Origin of the sequence: Nonomuraea sp. NPDC050227, from assembly GCF_044459705.1 — a bacterium.
In the GTDB taxonomy this organism is placed as follows: Bacteria; Actinomycetota; Actinomycetes; order Streptosporangiales; family Streptosporangiaceae; genus Nonomuraea.
Genome location: NZ_JBITJF010000001.1, coordinates 910,545 through 928,934, shown reverse-complemented (window position 1 = coordinate 928,934; position 18,390 = coordinate 910,545). Strand labels below are relative to the sequence as shown.

At 70.2% G+C, this 18,390-nt stretch carries 18 protein-coding genes, 1 tRNA gene and 1 other RNA gene; 4 read left to right on the top strand and 16 right to left on the bottom strand.

From position 1 onward, the window contains the following. The first annotated feature begins 122 nt into the window (after window positions 1-122). Window positions 123-1,319, top strand: coding sequence for an amidohydrolase family protein (locus tag ACIBK9_RS05025; RefSeq protein WP_352362172.1), 1,197 nt, complete (start codon window positions 123-125; stop codon window positions 1,317-1,319). Here the strand turns inward: ACIBK9_RS05025 and ACIBK9_RS05020 are convergent. From ACIBK9_RS05020 to ACIBK9_RS05005, 4 genes are all read right to left on the bottom strand, one after another. Beyond that, window positions 1,316-1,669 (bottom strand): YkvA family protein, encoded by a 354-nt coding sequence (locus ACIBK9_RS05020; RefSeq protein ID WP_397155238.1) that lies wholly within the window; start codon window positions 1,667-1,669, stop codon window positions 1,316-1,318. The genes ACIBK9_RS05025 and ACIBK9_RS05020 overlap by 4 nt on opposite strands. A gap of 65 nt (window positions 1,670-1,734) precedes the next feature. After that, window positions 1,735-3,153: an amidase gene (locus ACIBK9_RS05015; protein WP_397155236.1), complete on the bottom strand. Its 1,419-nt coding sequence runs from the start codon at window positions 3,151-3,153 to the stop codon at window positions 1,735-1,737. Beyond that, a complete protein-coding gene (locus ACIBK9_RS05010) occupies window positions 3,153-4,118 on the bottom strand; it encodes an LLM class F420-dependent oxidoreductase (protein ID WP_397155234.1) in 966 nt (321 codons plus the stop codon). The genes ACIBK9_RS05015 and ACIBK9_RS05010 overlap by 1 nt, the downstream gene beginning before the upstream one ends. A gap of 79 nt (window positions 4,119-4,197) precedes the next feature. Then, window positions 4,198-4,866: a TetR family transcriptional regulator gene (locus ACIBK9_RS05005; RefSeq protein WP_352318405.1), complete on the bottom strand. Its 669-nt coding sequence runs from the start codon at window positions 4,864-4,866 to the stop codon at window positions 4,198-4,200. 319 nt (window positions 4,867-5,185) lie between these two features. On the opposite strand from ACIBK9_RS05005, the gene ACIBK9_RS05000 reads away from it, so the two are divergent. Next, a complete protein-coding gene (locus ACIBK9_RS05000; RefSeq protein ID WP_397155232.1) occupies window positions 5,186-5,935 on the top strand; it encodes a hypothetical protein in 750 nt (249 codons plus the stop codon). A 163-nt stretch (window positions 5,936-6,098) separates the two neighbouring features. Here the strand turns inward: ACIBK9_RS05000 and ACIBK9_RS04995 are convergent, their stop codons facing one another. From ACIBK9_RS04995 to ACIBK9_RS04975, 5 genes are all read right to left on the bottom strand, one after another. Continuing rightward, window positions 6,099-7,157 carry an aspartate-semialdehyde dehydrogenase gene (locus ACIBK9_RS04995; RefSeq protein WP_387671721.1) on the bottom strand — a complete coding sequence of 353 codons (1,059 nt, stop codon included), beginning with the start codon at window positions 7,155-7,157 and terminating at the stop codon, window positions 6,099-6,101. Continuing rightward, the gene (locus ACIBK9_RS04990; RefSeq protein ID WP_352318411.1) at window positions 7,154-8,428 is read right to left on the bottom strand and encodes an aspartate kinase; all 1,275 of its coding nucleotides are present in this window, start codon (window positions 8,426-8,428) and stop codon (window positions 7,154-7,156) included. Before ACIBK9_RS04990 ends, ACIBK9_RS04995 begins: the two co-directional genes overlap by 4 nt. A gap of 87 nt (window positions 8,429-8,515) precedes the next feature. Beyond that, window positions 8,516-9,046 (bottom strand): DUF5063 domain-containing protein, encoded by a 531-nt coding sequence (locus tag ACIBK9_RS04985; RefSeq protein ID WP_352362187.1) that lies wholly within the window; start codon window positions 9,044-9,046, stop codon window positions 8,516-8,518. Further along, window positions 9,039-9,638, bottom strand: coding sequence for a recombination mediator RecR (recR, locus tag ACIBK9_RS04980; RefSeq protein ID WP_125640516.1), 600 nt, complete (start codon window positions 9,636-9,638; stop codon window positions 9,039-9,041). The genes ACIBK9_RS04985 and recR overlap by 8 nt, the downstream gene beginning before the upstream one ends. A gap of 2 nt (window positions 9,639-9,640) precedes the next feature. After that, window positions 9,641-9,991: a YbaB/EbfC family nucleoid-associated protein gene (locus ACIBK9_RS04975; RefSeq protein WP_125640519.1), complete on the bottom strand. Its 351-nt coding sequence runs from the start codon at window positions 9,989-9,991 to the stop codon at window positions 9,641-9,643. A 494-nt stretch (window positions 9,992-10,485) separates the two neighbouring features. Between ACIBK9_RS04975 and ACIBK9_RS04970 the strand changes: the two genes are divergently transcribed. Continuing rightward, window positions 10,486-11,742 (top strand): GAF domain-containing protein, encoded by a 1,257-nt coding sequence (locus ACIBK9_RS04970; protein WP_397155229.1) that lies wholly within the window; start codon window positions 10,486-10,488, stop codon window positions 11,740-11,742. Between the two features lie 42 nt (window positions 11,743-11,784). Here ACIBK9_RS04970 and ACIBK9_RS04965 read toward each other — a convergent pair whose 3' ends face one another. Together ACIBK9_RS04965 and ffs are read right to left on the bottom strand one after the other, a co-directional pair. After that, on the bottom strand, window positions 11,785-14,139 hold the full coding sequence (locus tag ACIBK9_RS04965) for a DNA polymerase III subunit gamma and tau (RefSeq protein ID WP_397155227.1): 2,355 nt from the start codon (window positions 14,137-14,139) through the stop codon (window positions 11,785-11,787). A gap of 31 nt (window positions 14,140-14,170) precedes the next feature. After that, window positions 14,171-14,266: signal recognition particle sRNA small type (gene ffs / locus ACIBK9_RS04960), an RNA gene on the bottom strand. Between the two features lie 106 nt (window positions 14,267-14,372). On the opposite strand from ffs, the gene ACIBK9_RS04955 reads away from it, so the two are divergent. Further along, window positions 14,373-14,460 (top strand) — tRNA-Ser (locus ACIBK9_RS04955). 64 nt (window positions 14,461-14,524) lie between these two features. Here the strand turns inward: ACIBK9_RS04955 and ACIBK9_RS04950 are convergent. Genes ACIBK9_RS04950 through ACIBK9_RS04930 form a run of 5 tightly spaced genes read right to left on the bottom strand, consistent with a single transcriptional unit; the run spans window position 14,525 to window position 18,299 of the window. Continuing rightward, window positions 14,525-15,757 (bottom strand): tyrosine-type recombinase/integrase, encoded by a 1,233-nt coding sequence (locus ACIBK9_RS04950; protein ID WP_397155225.1) that lies wholly within the window; start codon window positions 15,755-15,757, stop codon window positions 14,525-14,527. Window position 15,758: 1 nt separating this feature from the next. Continuing rightward, on the bottom strand, window positions 15,759-15,998 hold the full coding sequence (locus ACIBK9_RS04945; RefSeq protein ID WP_397155223.1) for a helix-turn-helix domain-containing protein: 240 nt from the start codon (window positions 15,996-15,998) through the stop codon (window positions 15,759-15,761). Further along, a complete protein-coding gene (locus ACIBK9_RS04940; protein ID WP_397155221.1) occupies window positions 15,995-17,143 on the bottom strand; it encodes an AAA family ATPase in 1,149 nt (382 codons plus the stop codon). The genes ACIBK9_RS04945 and ACIBK9_RS04940 overlap by 4 nt, the downstream gene beginning before the upstream one ends. Next, a complete protein-coding gene (locus tag ACIBK9_RS04935; RefSeq protein WP_397155219.1) occupies window positions 17,140-18,051 on the bottom strand; it encodes a bifunctional DNA primase/polymerase in 912 nt (303 codons plus the stop codon). The genes ACIBK9_RS04940 and ACIBK9_RS04935 overlap by 4 nt, the downstream gene beginning before the upstream one ends. Then, window positions 18,048-18,299: a hypothetical protein gene (locus ACIBK9_RS04930; RefSeq protein WP_397155217.1), complete on the bottom strand. Its 252-nt coding sequence runs from the start codon at window positions 18,297-18,299 to the stop codon at window positions 18,048-18,050. Before ACIBK9_RS04930 ends, ACIBK9_RS04935 begins: the two co-directional genes overlap by 4 nt. Window positions 18,300-18,390 lie beyond the last annotated feature (91 nt).

Genomic DNA, 18,390 nt, shown 5'->3' with positions numbered 1-18,390 from the left:
GACCCCACAAGCCCGGGATCGCCCCCATCCCCCTCCAGGCGGTCCCGGGTACGAATGCATGGATACCCAACGGATACGTCGCAGCTTGTTCGACGTTATGCCGCCGTCGTACGGTTACCTGCGTGACTACGCCGCTGCTCCCCGACCCTGACCCCCGGCGGCGCGACTATGTGATCATCTCTGCCGACGATCACCTGATCGAGCCTCCTGACCTCTTCGAGGACAGGCTCCCGGAGAAATACGCCGACGTCGCGCCCAAGGTCGTGGAGACGGACGCCGGTCACCAGGTCTGGCGCTACGGCGGGGCCACGTACCCGTGCGCGGGCATCGACGTGGGCGCCGGGCTGCCGCGCGAGCAGTGGACCCTGGATCCGGTCAGGTTCGAGCAGATGCGTCCCGGCTGCCACGACATCGAGGCCCGCGTCCAGGACATGGACGTCGCCGGCATCTGGGCCGCGCTGTGCTTCCCCGGCATGCTGGCCGGCCAGGCGGGCATGCCGTTCGCCCGCACCCGCGACCAGGAGCTCGGCCTCGCCCTGGTCAAGGCGTGGAACGACTGGCACATCGACGTCTGGGCCGGCACCTACCCCGAGCGGATCATCGGCCTGCAACTGCCCTGGCTGCCCGATCCCGACATCGCCGCCAAGGAGATCAGGGCCAACGCCGCCCGCGGTTTCAAGGCCGTGGTCTTCCCCGAGTTCCCGACCAGGCTCAGGCTGCCGTCGATCCACACCGGCCACTGGGACCCGTTCTTCGCCGCCTGCGAGGAGACCGGCACGGTCGTGGCCCTGCACACCGGCGACTCCTCCTGGTCGCCCGTGCCCTCGCCCGACACGCCCATCGAGGCCATCACCACGCTGATGCCCACCAGCGCCATGTTCGCCTGCGCCGACTGGCTCTGGTCGGGCCTGCCGCTGCGTTTCCCCGGGCTGCGCATCCTCATCGTCGAGGGCGGCGTCGGCTGGCTGCCGATGCTGGCCGAGCGCGCCGACTACGCGCTCGACCACCCGGTCGCGGGCGAGGCCGCCTGGGACGGCGGCCTCAAGCCCAGCGAGGTGCTGCGCCGCAACTTCTTCTTCGGCACGCTCGACGACCACGCGCTGTCCGGCGTGCGGCTCGCGGTCGGCCTCGACCACGTGCTCCAGGAGAGCGGTTACCCGCACTCCGACTCGACCTGGCCCGACACCCAGAAGGCCGTGGCCGCGAACCTCGGCGCGCTGCCGCCCGCCGACATCGCCAGGGTCGCCTACGGCAACGCCGCCCGCCTGTTCGGGCACCCGCTGCCCTCGCGCGCCTGGTTGCGGATGGAGGAGATCTAACCCTCGTCCTCGACCAGCCTGGCCTGGATGACCTTGCGCTCGTGCTCGACGTAGCGACCGCTCTCGCCGAGCAGCGAGGCGATCAGCCACAGGAACACGCCGAAGTCGTCGGCCACCCCGACGAGCACCAGGAAGTCGGGGATGACGTCGATCGGCGACAGGATGTAGACCACGCCGAGCGCCATCAGGGCGAGCTTGCCCTTGCCCATGCCGTCGTAGCGGCCGCGGGTGACCGCGCCGATCATGCGCGGGATCGCCCGCACCCTGGTCAACATCCCCGGCGTGCCAGGCTTGGTCACCTCGCGGTACGTCCGCCACGCCGCCGCTGCCCGTGCTGCCTTCGCCATCATGAGGATCCTCCTACCCCCGGCTTCTCACGACATAACGCGTCAGTCGGGTGAGGGGTTCCTGACGATCAGCGCATGGCGGCGTGCTCGAACGGCCTGACCTGCTCGATCTGCGCGGCCACCCGGATCAGCAGATCCTCCCGTCCGGCCGCCGCCACGAGCTGCACGCCGACCGGCATGCCCGCCGCGTCCCTGTGCAGCGGCAGCGAGACGGCGGGCTGGCCGGTCGCGTTGATCGGCGAGGTGTAGGCCACCACCTGCGCGGTCCTGCCGAAGGCGGTGCTGAGATCGGCGGGCGGGATCCAGCCGAGCCGGAACGGCGCCGCCCCCGACGACGGCATCAGCAGCAGGTCGTTGCCCCCGGCCCACCAGGAGGCCATGCGGCGGCGGAAGCCGTCCACCCACTGGGTGGCCAGGATGTGGTCGGCCGCGCTGTTGGCGCGGGCGGCGGTGACCATGGCCGCGTTGCGCGGTTCGAGCTCGTGCAGCTCCACCGGCCTGCCACGGGCCGCGCCCAGGCTCACGACGTGCGCGGCGAGGTTGTTGGCGACGATGGCGCCGAAGTGCCGGGCGAACTCCGGCTCGGCGAGCGCCGGCGGGCCGCCGGGGGTCACGTCGTGACCGAGGCTCTCCAGCAGCGCCGCCGCCCCGGTGACGGCCTCGGCCAGGTCGGGGTCGGCGGGCACGTCCGGCCTCGGGTGGGCGGTCAGGAAGCCGATGCGCAGGCGTCCCGGGTCGGCGTGCAGTTCGGCGGTCAGGGGGCCGGGCAGCGCGGGGGCGTCGTAGGGGTCGCCCGGCTCGTAGCCGGAGACCGCGTCGAGCGCGGCCGCCGTGTCGCGCACGGTCCTGCTCACGAAGCCGGGGCAGGAGAAGCCGCTCCAGCCCTCGCCCATGGACGGGCCCATGCTCAGCCGCCCGCGCGTCGGCTTGAGCCCCACCAGGCCGCACAGCGAGGCCGGGACGCGGATCGAGCCGCCGCCGTCGCTCGCCGTGGCCAGCGCGACCATGCCCGCGGCCACCGCCGCCGCCGAACCGCCGCTCGACCCGCCCGCCGAGTACGCCGGGTCGTAGGGGTTGCGCGTGGGGCCGTACGCCACCGGCTCGGTCGTGACCGTGCTGCCGAACTCGGGGGTGTTCGTCCGGCCCAGCAGCACGAAACCGGCCCGGCGCAGGCGGACCACGCCATGGCCGTCCTCGGCGGCGTCCAGGTCGTCGCGCACCCGCGAGCCCGCGGCGTACGGCTCGCCGGCCTGCCGCCAGCCCAGGTCCTTCAGCAGGATCGGCACGCCGCGGAAGGGCGCGTCCGCCGGGAGGCCGTCGATCTCGGCCAGCGCCCGCTCGAACCGCCGGTGGACGACGGCGTTGAGCTCGCCGTCGTGGGCCTCGACGGCGGCGATGGCGGCCTCGGCCAGCTCGCGGGCCGACACCTGCCCGTCCCTGACCGCCTGGGCCTGGCCGACGGCGTCGAGCCGCAGCACGTCGTCCATCAGCCCTCCCGGACCGGGGCCAGGTCGCGCACGGCCTGCTCGATCGGCACCTCGCCGCCGGGGATGGGCGCGAGCACCAGCGTGTCGAGCCCGTTGTCGACGTACTGGCGGATCCTGGCCCGGCAGGTGGCGGCGTCGCCGTGCACGACGAGGGCGTCGACCACCTCGTCGGGGATGGCCTTGAGCGCGGCCTGGCGGTCGCCCGCCGCCCACGCCTCGTGCATGGGACGCAGCACCTCGCCCCGGCCCAGCCAGTCGTGGAAGGCGGCGTAGGCGGGCACGGTCAGGTAGCTCGCCAGCATCCACCTGGCCATCTCGCGCACCTTGTCGGCGTCCTCGCTCACGCAGACGAACAGCCGGGCGATCAGCTCGGTGTCCGGGCCGATCTCGGCGCGCACCTTGGGCACGTCCTCGGGGGCGAGCCAGTTGGTGATCGCGCCGTCGGCCTCCTCGGCGGCCAGGCGCAACATCCGGGGCCGCAGGGCGGCCAGCACGATCTTGGGGGCGGTCTTCGGCGCCCGTTCCAGCTTGAAGCCCTTGATCTCGAACGTCTCGTACCGCTCGGAGACCTTCTCCCCCGCCAGCGCCCTCCGCAGGAAGCGCAGCGTGTCGCGGGTACGGGCGTACGGCTTGGCGAACTCCACGGCGTTCCACCGCTCGACGATCGCCGGCGAGGAGGAGCCGATGCCGAGCACGAACCGGCCGGGGGCCAGGTCGGCCAGGGTGGCCGCGGACATGGCCAGCAGCCCCGGCCCCCGCGTGGAGACCGGGACGATCGCGCTCCCGAGCCGCATCCCCGGCGCCCACTGCGTGGCCATCGCCAGCGGGACGAACCCGTCGTTCCCGTTGACCTCGGCCGACCAGGCGTCGGTGTAGCCGAGGCCCGGCAGCTCCGCGATCAGCTCCTGCGACCTGGCCAGGGAACGGTCGTAGAAGGGGATGGTCATGCCCCAGTTCGGCGTCATTCATGGCCTCCGGTTCGGCGACGGTGAGCCGACCCTACCAAGCGGCCATACCAAGCGGTATGTCACCGCGAGAGCCCCCTCAGGCCCGCAGTTCGTGCACCGCCGCGATGAAGTCCTTCGTGATCCCCTGCAACCCGGGCAGATGTGACAGCCCCACCAGCCGGTCCACCAGCGGCACCGTGACCTCGATCAGCCGGTACGTCCGCACGCACCCCGGCGAGGTGTCGTGCACCCAGAACAGCACCATGCCCATCGACAACAACCACAGCAGCTCGGGCAGCTCCGCCCGCAGCTCGGCGTTCATCCGGTCCTTCGACCCCTCGACCACCTCGCGGTAGATCCCGATGGACGCCTCCCGCGCCGGCGACGACTGCGCGCTGAACGGGCTCAGCGGGTTCGTCGGCTCGGCCGCGTGCTTGAAGAACTTCACCGCGAACTCGTGGTACGGCTCCGACACGCGCACCCACTCGCGCAGCACCCCGCTCAGCCGCGCGGCGAACGACCTCTCCGTGGCCAGGAACTCCCGGCAGGCCTGCTCGTGCTCGGCCTGCGCACGGTCGTAGTAGGCCTGGATCAGCGCCTCCTTGCTCTCGAAGTAGTAGTAGGCGTTGCCCACTGACACCCCTGCCTCGGCGGCGATGGCGCGCATGGTCGTCGCGTCGAAGCCACGCTCACGGAACAGTCGCAAGGCCGTCTCGACGATGACCTCTCGGGTGCTCTCCGATCCTCTGTTTCGGGCTTCGGACACGTTCGTCACTTTACGTCTTGAAAGCGCGGTGGGTCATGGAGTGGCACGGTGATCGCCGCCACAGGGCAAAGATGACTATGAGACATGAGTTATCTCCTGGGAATGGTGGGATTGTCGTTTCAGGCGGAAGGGCTCTTTTCCGCGAAAAGGCATCGACATGTGGATACGTGGAACAGCGCGCACCTTCGTGGTGGCGCTCCTCGGCATTCAGATCACCATAATCGCGCTGGCGTCGGCCGCTTCCGCCGCCTCCCACCCATCAGGTGGAGAGCGGGTTCAGGCGCCAACACCGTTCAACCGTCCTGACGAGACCGGGGGGATGCTCGACCTGTCCCTGTGGTTCCCGGAGGGGATCGACGGACCGTGGACCAACATCCGGCAGGCCGCCGTCGAGGCGGCCCTGGCGGAGACATACCAGGTCGAGCAGCACCAGGCGGACCCCGCGTCCGCCAAGTCACAGCTGTCGAAGGAGGACTCCGAGGAGACGGAGGACGCCTGGGCCGAGGCCGAGGACGCGTTCGCCGCGCAGTCGGACATGCAGGACCACGCCGAGCGCTCAGAAGCCGTCACGAGGCCCGCGAGCGTCGAGGAGGCGGTGGCGCCTCAGAGTCGGCCACAGAGGTCGCAGAAGCGATCTCAGCTTGATCTGGCGCGTGTGCTGCCCAGGCAGGCCGCCATGCACATGACCCACGCCCTGGCCGCCCGCTGGCTCAAGAGCTCGGGCCTGCGCACGAAGTCGTCGGGCCACTGTACGAGCCGCCACATGCACCACTGCACCTCGCTCGACTCCGTAAGGGCCGGCACGATCGCCCGGATCATCGACCTCAAGCATGACAGCGGCTGCCCGGTCCTGGTGACCGGCGGCACCGAGGCGGGTCACGCGCCCGGCCAGTACAGCCACGGAAACGGCTACAAGCTCGACATCACGCACAACGCGTGCATCGACCGCTACATCACCAGGCACCACCGCAAGACGGGGGTCCGCGGCGACGGCGCCGCGCTCTACCGCTCCGCCACCGGAACCGTCTTCGCCAACGAGAGCAGCCACTGGGACATCCTCTTCCGGTGACAGGCCCCGCCCGCGGGAGAACACGCACCGCCGGGAAAGCACGAGTCGTCGGGAAAGCACGAATCGTCGGGAGACGCGACCCCTCGGAGAAGGCGACAGAACCCTCCGGGAAAACGCGAAGGACGCCGCACACTGGCACGGCGTCCCCACGGAGTCGGCCGGGCTACAGCTCGGAGGCCACCAGCTCGGCGATCTCAGCCGCGTTGAGCGCGGCGCCCTTGCGCAGGTTGTCGCCGCAGACGAACAGGTCGAGCGTGTTCGGGAAGTCGATCGCCTGGCGGACGCGACCCACGTAGGTCGGGTCGTTGCCGACCACTTCGAGCGGCGTCGGGAAGACGCCGTTGGCCGGGTCGTCCATCAGCACCACCGTCGGCGCCGCCGAGAGCACGCGGTGGGCGTCCTCGACCGTGATCTCACGCTCGAAGCGGGCGTGCACGGCCAGCGAGTGGGTGGTGATCACCGGCACGCGGACGCAGGTCGCCGAGACCTTCAGGTCGGGGATGCCGAGGATCTTGCGCGACTCGTTGCGCAGCTTGAGCTCCTCGGACGCCCAGCCGCCGTCCTTGTACGAGCCCGCCCACGGCACCACGTTGAACGCGATCGGCGCCGGGAACGGCGACTCGTCGGGCAGCTTGCCGGCCAGCGCCTTGCGCACGTCGCCGGCCGTCTGGCCGAGCGAACGGTCGCCGGCCAGGGCCTCGACCTCGTCGTACAGCCGGGCCGAGCCGGCCACGCCCGCGCCCGACACCGCCTGGTAGGAGGCGACGACGAGCTCCTTGAGCACGTACTCGGCGTGCAGCGCGCCCATGGCCGCCATCATCGACAGCGTGGTGCAGTTGGGGGTCGAGATGATGTTCCTGGGCCGCTGCCGCGCGTCGAGCGGGTTGACCTCGGGCACCACCAGCGGCACGTCGGGCTCCATGCGGAACGTGCCGGACTTGTCGATCGCGATCGCGCCGCGCTCGGCCGCGATCGGCACCCACACGGCCGACACCTCGTCGGGCACGTCAAAGATGGCGATGTCGATGCCGTCGAAGACCTCGGGCGCGAGCGCCTGGACCACGACGTCCTCGCCGCGCACGCTCAGCACCTTGCCCGCCGAGCGCGGGGAGGCGACGAGACGGATCTCGCCCCAGATGTCCTGCCGGCTGGACACGATGTCCCGCATGACGGTGCCCACGGCGCCGGTGGCGCCGATCAGGGCGAGATTGGGCCTGCTCATCGTCCGCTACCTCCGTAAACCACAGCTTCGACCTGGTCGGCGTCGAGATCGAAGGCACGGTGGGCGGCCGCCACGGCCGCGTCGACACCGTCCTGCTCGACGATCACCGAGATGCGGATCTCCGAGGTGGAGATCATCTCGATGTTGACCCCCGCGTCGGCGAGGGCCGCGAAGAACGTCGCCGTGACGCCGGGGTGCGAGCGCATGCCCGCGCCGATCAGCGACACCTTCCCGATCTGGTCGTCGAAGAGCAGCGACTCGTAGCCGATGCGGCCCTGGATCTTCTTCAGCGCGGTCAGCGCCACCTGGCTGTCGGCCGTGGGCAGCGTGAAGGAGATGTCCGTGCGGCCCGTGGCCGCGGCCGAGACGTTCTGGACGATCATGTCGATGTTGATCTCGGCGTCGGCCAGCGTTTTGAAGATCGAGGCAGCCTCGCCGACCTTGTCGGGGACCCCGACAACAGTGATCTTGGCCTCGCTCCGGTCGTGCGCGACGCCGGAGATGATCGGCTGCTCCATCTCGGTTCCTTCGGTGTAAGGGTCGGAGACGACCCACGTGCCTTCCGTGGTGCTGAACGAGCTGCGTACGTGGATCGGCAGGTCGAACCGCCGAGCGTACTCGACGCAGCGCAGATGCAGGATCTTCGCGCCGCAGGCCGCCATCTCCATCATCTCGTCGTACGAGATCTTGGGGATCTTGCGGGCGACGGGCACGATGCGGGGGTCGGCCGTGAAGATGCCGTCGACGTCGGTGTAGATCTCGCAGACGTCGGCCTCCAGGGCCGCCGCGAGCGCGACCGCGGTGGTGTCGGAGCCGCCGCGGCCCAGCGTGGTGATGTCCTTGGTGTCCTGCGAGACGCCCTGGAAACCGGCCACGATCGCGATGTGACCCTGGTCGAGCGCCTCACGGATGCGGCCCGGCGTCACGTCGATGATGCGCGCCTTGCCGTGGGTGGAGTCGGTGATCACGCCGGCCTGCGAGCCGGTGAACGAGCGCGCCTCGTGACCGAGGTTGGCGATCGCCATGGCCAGCAGGGCCATCGAGATGCGCTCTCCGGAGGTCAGCAACATGTCGAGCTCGCGGCCCGGAGGCAGCGGCGACACCTGCTCGGCCAGGTCGAGCAGCTCATCCGTCGTGTCGCCCATCGCGGAGACGATCACGACCACGTCGTTGCCGGTTTTTTTCGTCGCGACGATCCGCTGCGCGACCCGCTTGATGCAGGACGCGTCGGCGACGGACGAACCACCGTACTTTTGCACAACGAGCGCCACGAGAGTCTCCCGGTCTGGACTGTGAACTGCCAGTCTACTGGGGGCCTCTTATGGGCCTGATGGTTCATACCACTATGTGGATGATCATCACACGGTGGTGGCTTCCTCCGCCACGTCGAGCCGCGAGTGCGCGGCGAGGGCCTGCAGCGCGCGCATCGCCGCGCCCGCGTGGTTGCCCCAGGTGTTGAAGTAGGAGTACTGCCACCACCACAGCGCCTCGTGCGGACGGCCCGCGTGGAAGTGACGCAGTCCGTGGATGAGGTCGGCGGCCACCGCGGTCAGGTCGTCCGACAGCCGGTACGGCGTGACCGACGTGTCCTTGTACGGGTCGAACACCTCGGCGTAGTCGTCGACCGCCTCCAGCCGCTCGGCCAGCGCCGTGCGCACGCCGTCGATGTCGGGGTCCTCGCTCATCGGCGGCTCGTAGTTGCCCGACAGGATCACGTCGCGGTTGGCGCCGAGCTTGGCGCCGGCCAGGCTCACCTGCGCGACCTCCACCAGGAGCAGCGACCAGATCGCGTCGCCGCCCTCGCCGCCGGCGACCCTGGTCAGGCCGTCGACGTAGTTCTGCGCGTGCGCGGCGATCTCTTCGGCCAGCACATCCCACATATCAGACATCCAGGAGCCTCCGTCCTTCGAAAGCACGGCCCAGGGTCACCTCGTCGGCGTACTCGAGGTCACCGCCCACCGGCAGGCCGCTGGCGAGTCGTGTCACTTTGATGCCCATCGGCTTGACCAGACGGGCGAGGTAGGTAGCGGTCGCCTCGCCTTCGAGGTTGGGGTCGGTGGCGAGGATGAGCTCGGTGACCCGCCCGTCGGCCAGGCGCGTCATGAGCTCGCGGATGCGCAGGTCGTCGGGGCCGATGCCGTCGATCGGGCTGATCGCGCCGCCGAGCACGTGGTACGTGCCGCGGTACTCGCGCGTCTTCTCGATCGCCACGACGTCCTTCGACTCCTCGACCACGCAGATGACGTGCGTGTCGCGCCGCGGGTCACGGCAGATGCGGCACTCCTCCTCGGAGGCCACGTTGCCGCACACCCGGCAGAAGCGCACCTTGTCCTTGACTTCGAGCAGCGCGTGCGCCAGCCGCTTGACGTCGGCCGGGTCGGCCGCCAGCAGGTGGAACGCGATGCGCTGCGCGCTCTTGGGACCGACCCCGGGCAGCATGCCGAGCTCGTCGATCAGGTTCTGGACGACCCCTTCGTACATGCCTAGAACCCTGGCAGCTGTCCGAGTCCGCCGCCGCCCAGACCTTGGGCGAGCGGGCCGAGCTTCTCCTGCTGCAGGTCGGCGGCGGCGCGCACCGCGTCGCGGACGGCCGCGATCACCAGGTCGGCGATCGTGTCGGCGGTGTCCTGCGGGTCGGCCGCGTCGATCACGCTCGGGTCGATCTTGAGTTCGAGCAGCTCACCTGAGCCGTTGACGACGGCAGTGACCATGCCGCCGCCCGACGAGCCCTCGATCTGCGCGTCGTTGAGCTCCTGCTGGGCGCTCACAAGCTGCTGCTGCATGAGCTGAGCCTGCTCCAGCAGCTGCTGCAGGTTGACATCCCCTGGGTTCACCGTCGTGCGCTCCTCGTGGCTCCGGTTCTTGACTGCCACGAGCCTACGGTGTTTGGGCGGCGTCATGTACTGGGAGGGCTCCCCATGTTTCCCTCCAGGCATTCGTCACGGACCTTTGTCATGGCCGGATCTCGGCCCCCCTCCAGTGTCCGAGACCCGGCCATCACGTCGGACGGAGCGGCCGCACCACGCCGACGCGTGTTTCGGAACGGTAGTGCGCCCAACGTTGCACACACGTTGCGTTCATTCAATCACCCTACGCAATCCCCCTGAACAGCTTGCGCATATCGCCGCCAGGACGGATGCTCGTTGTTGACTACTTGGAGTGACCGATGAGTTACGGCCATCTCGATGCGTACTCCCGTCTTCTACGCGGAGCACACGAAGCGGCGGCTACCGGGCAGAGCTCGCCCGATTCGCCCCGCACCCTGATCACGGCCTCATGGCGGCGATCGCTCGCGGCGGGGATCGACCCGGATGGCCGGAGCGCCCCTTTGGTCTGCGAGTCCTCCGACGTCGTCGAGATCCGCGAGGCTCATCCGCTGCGGCCGCTGCTGCCCCTGCTCGCCCAGACGCTCTCCGGCCTGGCCGACGAGGCCGAGCACGTCATGATCGTCACAGACCGTGACGGACGAGTGCTCTGGCGTAACGGCAAAGGCGGCATCCTGCGCGATGCGGACCAGGTGGGCCTGGCCGACGGCCATCACTGGGGCGAGTGCATGGCCGGCACCAACGGCATCGGCACCGCGCTGGCCACCGGCCGGCCGGTGCACGTCTACTCCGAGGAACACCTGATGCGGGTGCTGCACGTCTGGTCGTGCAGCGCGGCGCCGATCAGCGATCCGGAGTCGGGCGACGTCATCGGCTGCGTCGACGTCAGCGGCATCGCGCGGTCCCTGCATCCGGCGACGGTCGCCCTGGTCGGCGCGACGGCCAGGCTCGCCGAGTCGCAGCTCGCCGTACGGATGCACGAGCGCGACGAACGCCTGCGCCGCCGCTACGAATCGCTGCGCAACCGCGGCGGCATCCTGCTGTCGCCCACTGGCCGGGTCATCTCGGGCGATCCCATGGGCCGGCTCGGCGCCCGCCTTCCCGTGTCCGGCCAGCGCATGATCCTGCGTGACGGGAGCGTCGCCTTCCTCGAACCCTTCTGCGACGGCTACCTGCTGCGCGACACGCCGTCCGCGACGCCGCCCACCCTGCGCCTGACCTGCCTGGGCGAGGGCACCCCGACGGCCGACCTGGGCGAGCGCCCACGTCAGCTCTCACTGCGCCACGCCGAGATCCTCGCCCTGCTCGCCCTGCACCCGCAGGGCCTGTCGGCCGACCAGCTCTCGTTCCACCTCTACGGCGACGACGGCAACCCGGTGACCATCCGGGCCGAGATCCACCGGCTGCGCGGTCAGCTCGGGGAGGTGCTGGCGGCGAAGCCGTACCGGTTGGTCTGCCCGGTCGAGGCGGACTTCCTCGGCGTTCACCGGCTGCTGGCCTCGGGCGACACCGCCGCGCTGGCCCGCGCCTATCCAGGGCCGCTCCTGCCGCGCTCGGAGTCGCCGGACATCCGGCGCGAACGCGAGGAGCTCGAAGCCCAGGTACGCGCGTGCCTCCTGCGTCACGGCTCGCCCGACGACCTGTGGGCCTACGCCCAGACCCCCAACGGCCGCGACGACTACCAGATCCTGGAACGCCTGTCGGCCCTTCCGCCGACGGACCCCCGCTCGGCCGCCGCCCGCGCCCGACTCTTCCCCTGACCCTCGCTCAAGGACCCCCGCTCGGGCGGAGTGGGCCTTCGGTCAGGTGTGGTCGATCTCGCCGATGACCTGGGCGCCGAGCTCGCGTTGCAGCAGGGCCATGCCGGAGACGGCGTCGACGTCGGCGTCCGCGTCGTTCAGCGGGTCGACGTCGTCGGCGTCGGCGGCCTTGTCACGGCCCGGGATCGCGCTCGGCCACGCCGCCGTGCCACCCGCACGTGACCCCGGGGCACGCGGACCCGCCTGAGCGGCCGCCTTGGCGGCCGACCGCGCGGCGGCCAGCCCCGCTCCGACCGGCGCGGCGGCGGGCTGCCGGGCGGTCACGGTCTGGGTGGGGTCGGGGCTCGGCGGGGAACCGGGGCTGAGGTCGTCGGGCGCGTCGGGCCACGACTCGTCGGTGGTCGGGCGCGCGGACTCGGTGGTCGGGCGCGCTGACGCGGCGGCCGGAGGTTGGCCCGGGTCCTGGGAGCCCTGGTCGTCCTGGGAGCCGCCGTGCGAGCCGGACCGCCCCTGGGAGGTCGCCTGGACGCCCGTCCCGCCCTGCGGGCTGGTCGTCGCCTGGCTCGCGGCCGGGGCCGCCTGGGGAGCGGGGGCGCCGTGGCCGCCCGACGGCGGCTGCTGGCGGGCGGGGGCGCGGGTGGCCTGGGGCGCCGGAGAGCCGCCGACCACCGCCTCGACCCGCCAGGTGCCGCCGAGCACGTCGCCGAGCGCGGTCGCCACGACGGCGTCCTTGCCGCCGCCGGTGAAGTTCTTCATCGCGCCGACCTGGCTGAACCCGAGCGTGACCAGGTTGCCTTCGACGCCCACGACCTGGGCGTTCGTACTGACGTTGGCCCAGACCACGATGCTGCGCTGCTTGAGCGCGGCCAGCACGGCGGGCCACTGCTGCTGCATGCCGCCCGCCCCGCCCGCGACCGGGCCCGCCGCCGCGGGCGCCTGAGCGACAGGCGCCTGGGCGACGGGTGCGGGCGCGTCGGAGGCCGGAGCCGCCGCCGAACCGGGACGCACGGGCTCGGGCCAGTCGTCGGCCCCGCCGCCCACCGGCCCCTGACCACCGGCGGAACCGTTGCTCCCCGCGGGCGTCGCAGGCTCCGGAACCGCTACGTCGCCGCCGACCGGCGCCGCCGTGCCGACGGAGACAGCCGGGGGCGCGACGGGAACGTGCACGTCGTGGCCGCCGCCCGGGGCGGCCGGACGCGGGATCGTCACCGCGCCCGCCCTGGAGGCCATCTGGGCGACCGTGCCGCCGCGCTCCAGACGTTCGAGCCGGGCGAGCAGGGACGCCTCGCCCTGCGAGGCGCCCGGCAGCAGCACGCGCGCGCACATCAGTTCGAGCAGCAGCCGCGGCGAGGTGGCGCCGCGCATCTCGGTGAGCCCCGCGTTGAAGATCTCGGCCGCACGGGTGAGCTCCGCCGGCCCCATCGAGGACGCCTGCCCCACCAGCCGCTCCAGCTCGTCGGCGGGACGGTCGAGCAGCCCGCTGGACGCCGCCTCGGGCACGTTGGCCAGGATCACCAGGTCGCGGAAGCGCTCCAGCAGGTCGGAGGCGAAGCGGCGCGGGTCGTGGCCGCCCTCGATCACCCGGTTGACCGCCTGGAACACCTGGCCGCCGTCGCGCGCTGCGAACGCGTTGACGACCTCGTCGAGCAGGTCGCCGTCGGTGTAGCCGAGCAGGGAGACGGCCTTGGCGTAGGTGATGCCGTCGTCCTCGGCGCCGGCGAGGAGCTGGTCGAGGATGGAGAGCGAGTCACGGGCCGAACCGGCGCCCGCGCGGACGACCAGCGGCAGGGCGGGCGGCTCGAAGGGCACGCTCTCGGAGGTGAGGATCTCCTCCATCAGCGCCTTGAGCGTCGCCGGCGGCATCAGCCTGAACGGGTAGTGGTGCGTACGCGACTTGATGGTGCCGATGACCTTTTCCGGCTCGGTCGTCGCGAAGATGAACTTCAGGTGCGGCGGAGGCTCCTCGACGAGCTTGAGCAGCGCGTTGAAACCCTCGCGGGTCACCATGTGCGCCTCGTCGATGATGTAGATCTTGTAGCGCGCCGACACGGGCGCGAAGAAGGCACGTTCGCGCAGGTCACGCGCGTCGTCGACACCGCCGTGGGAGGCCGCGTCGATCTCGATGACGTCGAGGTGGCCGGGGCCGGTCGGGGCGAGCGCCACACACGACTCGCAGGTGCCGCAGGGGTCGGGCGTCGGGCCCTGCTCGCAGTTGAGAGAGCGGGCGAGAATGCGCGCGCTGGAGGTCTTGCCACATCCGCGGGGGCCGCTGAACAGGTACGCGTGGTTGATGCGGCCCGTACGCAACGCCTGTCGCAGCGGATCTGTGACGTGTTCCTGACCCTTGACCTCGGCGAAGGTCCCGGGTCGGTACTTGCGGTAAAGCGCAAGGCTCATGCGACCATCCCGCCTGCGAGGGGGCTCTCAACGAAGAGACCCCCCGCACACCCGCCAGAGCCCGCTTATCCTTGCTGCCTTCCGGCCCTGGGGAGGTTCACAGGATGACGCCGCGCGAGGGGTCCCTGGACAGTCTAACCGGCCTCAGCAGTGCTCGCTCCACGGTTCGGGTTGAGCATGTCCTGGAAAAATCGCGGTCACCGCAGTGCCGGAAGTCCGGTAAGCTCGTCGACGGAGGATTCGCCTAGTGGCCGAGGGCGCACGCTTGGAAAGCGTGTATAGGGCAACCTATCAGGGGTTCAAATCCCCTATCCTCCGCCAGCTCCGAGGGGTCATGCCATGGTCAACGGCATGACCCCTCTTGCTTTGGGTCTCATTTTGGGTCTCAGTTGGCCTCTTCGGGGCTCCTTTCCGCCTCCCAAATGAGACCCCCGACTTGCTTGGCCACGGTCTGCCGGATGCCGTCCGTCACGTGCTGGTACCGCGCCGCCATGCCCGAGCCGGACCACCCCATGATGGACATCACCGTTCGCTCGGGCACGCCCAGGATGAGCAACACCGTGGCGGCCGTGTGGCGAGCGTCGTGAAGACGACCATCCCGTAGGCCAGCGGCCTTCAGCAGAGCCTTCCACTCGTGATAGTCGGTGTACGGACTCACGAGGTGACCGGTTGCCGTGGTGAAGACCCAGTCGCCCTCTTGCCAGAGCTGGCGAGCCTTTTCACGGTCCTTGTCCTGCTCCGCCTTGTGTTTCCTGAGCAGGTTCACCAGCTCGTCCGGCAGACCGATCACGCGCCGTCCAGCCTTCGACTTGGTGTCCGAGGTGGCGTCGTTGACCTGCTTGCGCTTCGGGCAGAAGCCGGGTTTCCGGTCACAAGGTTTGTCGCCGCAGCCGTGGGCGTACTTGGGACGCTGACGGCTGCGCCGCACCCGCAGGACGCCCTTGTCGAGATCCACATGCGCCCAGCGCAGGCCAAGCGCCTCCCCTTGGCGCAGACCTAGAGCCAGCGCGATCCCCCACCGCGCGCTGTTTCGTGGTAGCTCGTCAGCAGCCTTGAGGAGGAGGCGGATCTCGTCGATGTCGTAGGGCTCGATCTCGGAGTCGGCGAGTACCGGAGCCTTCGCCAGTGTCGCCGGGTTCTTCGTGATGTGGCCACGCCGTACGGCCTCGTTGAGCGCGGCCCGGATGGTGCGGTGAACGTGGTGAGCCGTGCCAGCGGACCGGCCGGAGCGCTGGATCTTGGCGTACAGCTTTTCGAGGTGTTCGGGCTCCAGCTTGTCGAGGCGGTGAGCACCGATGCCCGGGATCAGATGGGTCACCACGTCCACCTTGTATCCGGAATGTGTGCTCTCGCGGATGGCGGGCGGGACAGCGATGTTCTCGATCCAGTGGGTCAGCCACTTCTCGACCGTCCATCGTTGGCCAGCCTTTCGGACGTTCCCGCTGTCCCGTTGACGCTCCAGTTCGCGGACGGCCTTGATGACTTCGGACTCCGTCTTGCGCTTCACATGGCGGCGGTCGGGCGTCCCGTCGTCCCTGACCCCCACGGTCACCCGGCCGTGCCACTTCCCGTCGCCGCCGAAGTAGATGCTCGATGCGCCGTTGGGCCTGCGTCCCATGTCAACGACTCCCTTCGCGGAGGCCACTCACGTAAGCGGCCAGGCATTCGATGGGCACCCGGCGAAGTCGGCCGATGCAGACGGACTCCACTTCGCCGGTCTTCACGAGCTGGTACATCTGCGTTCGCCCGATCCTGAGCCGGTGCGCGGCCTCTTCGACGGTGAGCAGCAAAGGCATGTCCTCCTGGGTGGCGATGTCGGTCGTGTCGAGCCGGACGCTGTCCGGCACGGTGATGGTCATGACGGCGCGTCCTCCTCGTGCACAGGGACGGCAGGGACAGCGGGCAGGGTTGTCTGTCCCTGCTCGTTGATGGCGTTCGTGCTGGTCAAGGCAGGTGCTGGGACACTAGGGACGCCGGGGACACCTTCTGAGGCAGGTGTCGCCGGTACCCGGTAGCGGCTGTTGGCGTCCACGCAGAGCTGTCCGTCGCTGGCCATGCGCGGGCAGGTCTTGCGGACGTTCTCGTAGGACAGGCCGGTGCCGTCGGCGATGGTCTTGGGTGTGCTGTTCGGGTTCGCGCGGAGGTAGCGGACGATGGTCGCGCGGGTCTCCCCCAGCGTGTGATCCTCTGGTGGTCCGTCCAGCAGGTGCCAAACTCCGGCGGCGGGCTGGAAGGCCATCGCGTACTCAGCCTCTTCGACGTCGCGGCCGGTGACGTGCAGTACGCCGTCGGCGGTGCCGCGCTGGCGCTTGAGCACCAACGTGGCGTCGGCCGCACCAGCCAGGCCGTTGGTGCCCGAGACCTGCTCCAGGAAGTCGTCAGAGCCCATCTTGCGGACGTGATGAACCAGGACGACAGCCACGCCGTAGGTGTCCGCCAGGTTCTTGGCCCGGCTCATGGCGGCATAGTCGGCGTCGTACGCAGACAGGCCAGGCGGCGTGGTCCCCCGGACCTTCGCGAAGACGTCGATGACGACCATGCGTGCGCCCGGGTTGCGCTCCAGCCACCGGGCGATGGACTGGTCCCCGCCTCTGGGAAGGGTTTCGCACGCCGTGGCCAGGGTCAGTCCGCGCGGGGCTGGCTTGCCTCCCAGGATCTTGCCCATGCGCGACTGGAGACGGCGCGGTGTGTCCTCCAACGCCAGGTACAGCACCGGGCCGGGCTCTACCTCGATGGCCTCCAGAGCCTTGCCTCCCCCTGCGACGGCGACGGCCGTGGCGAGTGACAGCCACGACTTGCCGACTTTGGGAGGACCGGCCAGCAGGTTGAGCCCTTCGGCGATGACGCCGGGTACAGCCCACTTGGTTGGCGGGAAGGTGACGGACATCAACTCATCGGCGGTCCAGGAGGTGCGGAACGGCCTTGGTGAAGCTCCTTGGTCGCCAGGCACGTGGACCGCATCACCCGCGACCAGACGTAGATGTGGTGGGCGTTCGTTCGTCATGCGGCCACCGTTCGCGGGCGGCGCGCACCTGCCCGTAGTCCGCTCGCGATGGTGCGCATGGCCTCGCCGAAGGGCTGACCCACCTGTTGTGCGGCGTCGACGAGCCAGCTCGTGACGTCTCCCTCCGCGAGCTCCCCGCCGGCCACGAGTTGCCCGAGAGCGACCGACGCACGGTAGAGCGCGATGTTGTGGCCGTGAGGCGGTGAGCTGGTCACCCGCTCCAGCTCGCCGGTGATCGCGGCGCGCAGGTACGCGCCATGCCGGTCGGCGGCGAGAGCGATGGAGACGGGTTTCTGTCTGGGCAGCGGCTTGGGTCGCAGCAGCTCTGTCAGCCAGGACGGCAACGGAGCCACGGGCGCGGGGTGAAGCACGTTGTACCGGCCATGACCGTCGCTGGCAGCGACTCGGCTGCCGGGGCCGACGACGTAGCCGCCCGTTGCTCGCGTGTCGATCAGCCAGCCCAACGCGTCTTGGGTGTTGGTCAGGGTCACCCCGTCAGGGGCGCTGTAGTAGAGATGCAGGCCGCCGCGCCGCGTACGGACCTGGAACGTCTCCAGAGGCAGTTCCTGCCCCTGCTCGGCGCACAGGGCCGCGAAGACATCAGCGCCGTGCCGGATGCCGGAGCGGTCCCACGCGGGCGGTGGCGTCTGGCCGGGCTTCGGCATGTCGAGGTCGATGACCACGAGTCCCGACGGGCCGCAGGCAACGCCGACGTTGTACGGCCTGCACCAAGTGGCGCGGATGACGTCGGGCTCTACGGCGGCGCGCTCCTCCCAGCGGGTGAATCCGCGGGGCGGCTCCTTGCCGCCCGGAGCAAGCGGGAAGACGTGCCAGCCACGAGCGGCGGCGGCCAGGGCGTAGCGGATCGGGTCAACGGTCATGGCGCTCTCCTGTTCGTGGTTGGTCATCGGGTCCCGTCGTTGTGAAGGCGGCGGGCGAAGTTGTAGGCGTGGCGTCCCCAGCGGAGCCGCAGGCCGGTGCCGTTGCAGCGGCGGCAGTCGTGGGTGCCTCGGCCGATGCGGTTGGGCAGGTAGCGCTTGCCGTGGCACTTCTGGCAGGTGGCGAACGGCCGGATCCAGCACGCCATGACGTAACGGAAAGTGACTATCGCGACGATCGTCACGGCGGCGATAGCGAGGAAGGTGACGGGGTCCAAGACAGCCTCCAGCGGCCTGTTTTTGGGTGTCGTCAGCCAGGGCGCTAGCGCGCTAACGCCCTGATCAGGGAAGGTTTTGGAGTGCTAGCGG

Bases quoted from the DNA above. Each gene is read 5' to 3' on its own strand.
- ACIBK9_RS05020 (WP_397155238.1), bottom strand. From the start codon at position 1,669: ATGATGGCGAAGGCAGCACGGGCAGCGGCGGCGTGGCGGACGTACCGC.
- ACIBK9_RS05015 (WP_397155236.1), bottom strand. From the start codon at position 3,153: ATGGACGACGTGCTGCGGCTCGACGCCGTCGGCCAGGCCCAGGCGGTC.
- ACIBK9_RS05010 (WP_397155234.1), bottom strand. From the start codon at position 4,118: ATGACGCCGAACTGGGGCATGACCATCCCCTTCTACGACCGTTCCCTG.
- ACIBK9_RS05000 (WP_397155232.1), top strand. From the start codon at position 5,186: ATGCTCGACCTGTCCCTGTGGTTCCCGGAGGGGATCGACGGACCGTGG.
- ACIBK9_RS04995 (WP_387671721.1), bottom strand. From the start codon at position 7,157: ATGAGCAGGCCCAATCTCGCCCTGATCGGCGCCACCGGCGCCGTGGGC.
- ACIBK9_RS04985 (WP_352362187.1), bottom strand. From the start codon at position 9,046: ATGTCTGATATGTGGGATGTGCTGGCCGAAGAGATCGCCGCGCACGCG.
- recR (WP_125640516.1), bottom strand. From the start codon at position 9,638: ATGTACGAAGGGGTCGTCCAGAACCTGATCGACGAGCTCGGCATGCTG.
- ACIBK9_RS04965 (WP_397155227.1), bottom strand. From the start codon at position 14,139: ATGAGCCTTGCGCTTTACCGCAAGTACCGACCCGGGACCTTCGCCGAG.
- ACIBK9_RS04950 (WP_397155225.1), bottom strand. From the start codon at position 15,757: ATGGGACGCAGGCCCAACGGCGCATCGAGCATCTACTTCGGCGGCGAC.
- ACIBK9_RS04945 (WP_397155223.1), bottom strand. From the start codon at position 15,998: ATGACCATCACCGTGCCGGACAGCGTCCGGCTCGACACGACCGACATC.
- ACIBK9_RS04940 (WP_397155221.1), bottom strand. From the start codon at position 17,143: ATGACGAACGAACGCCCACCACATCTACGTCTGGTCGCGGGTGATGCG.
- ACIBK9_RS04935 (WP_397155219.1), bottom strand. From the start codon at position 18,051: ATGACCAACCACGAACAGGAGAGCGCCATGACCGTTGACCCGATCCGC.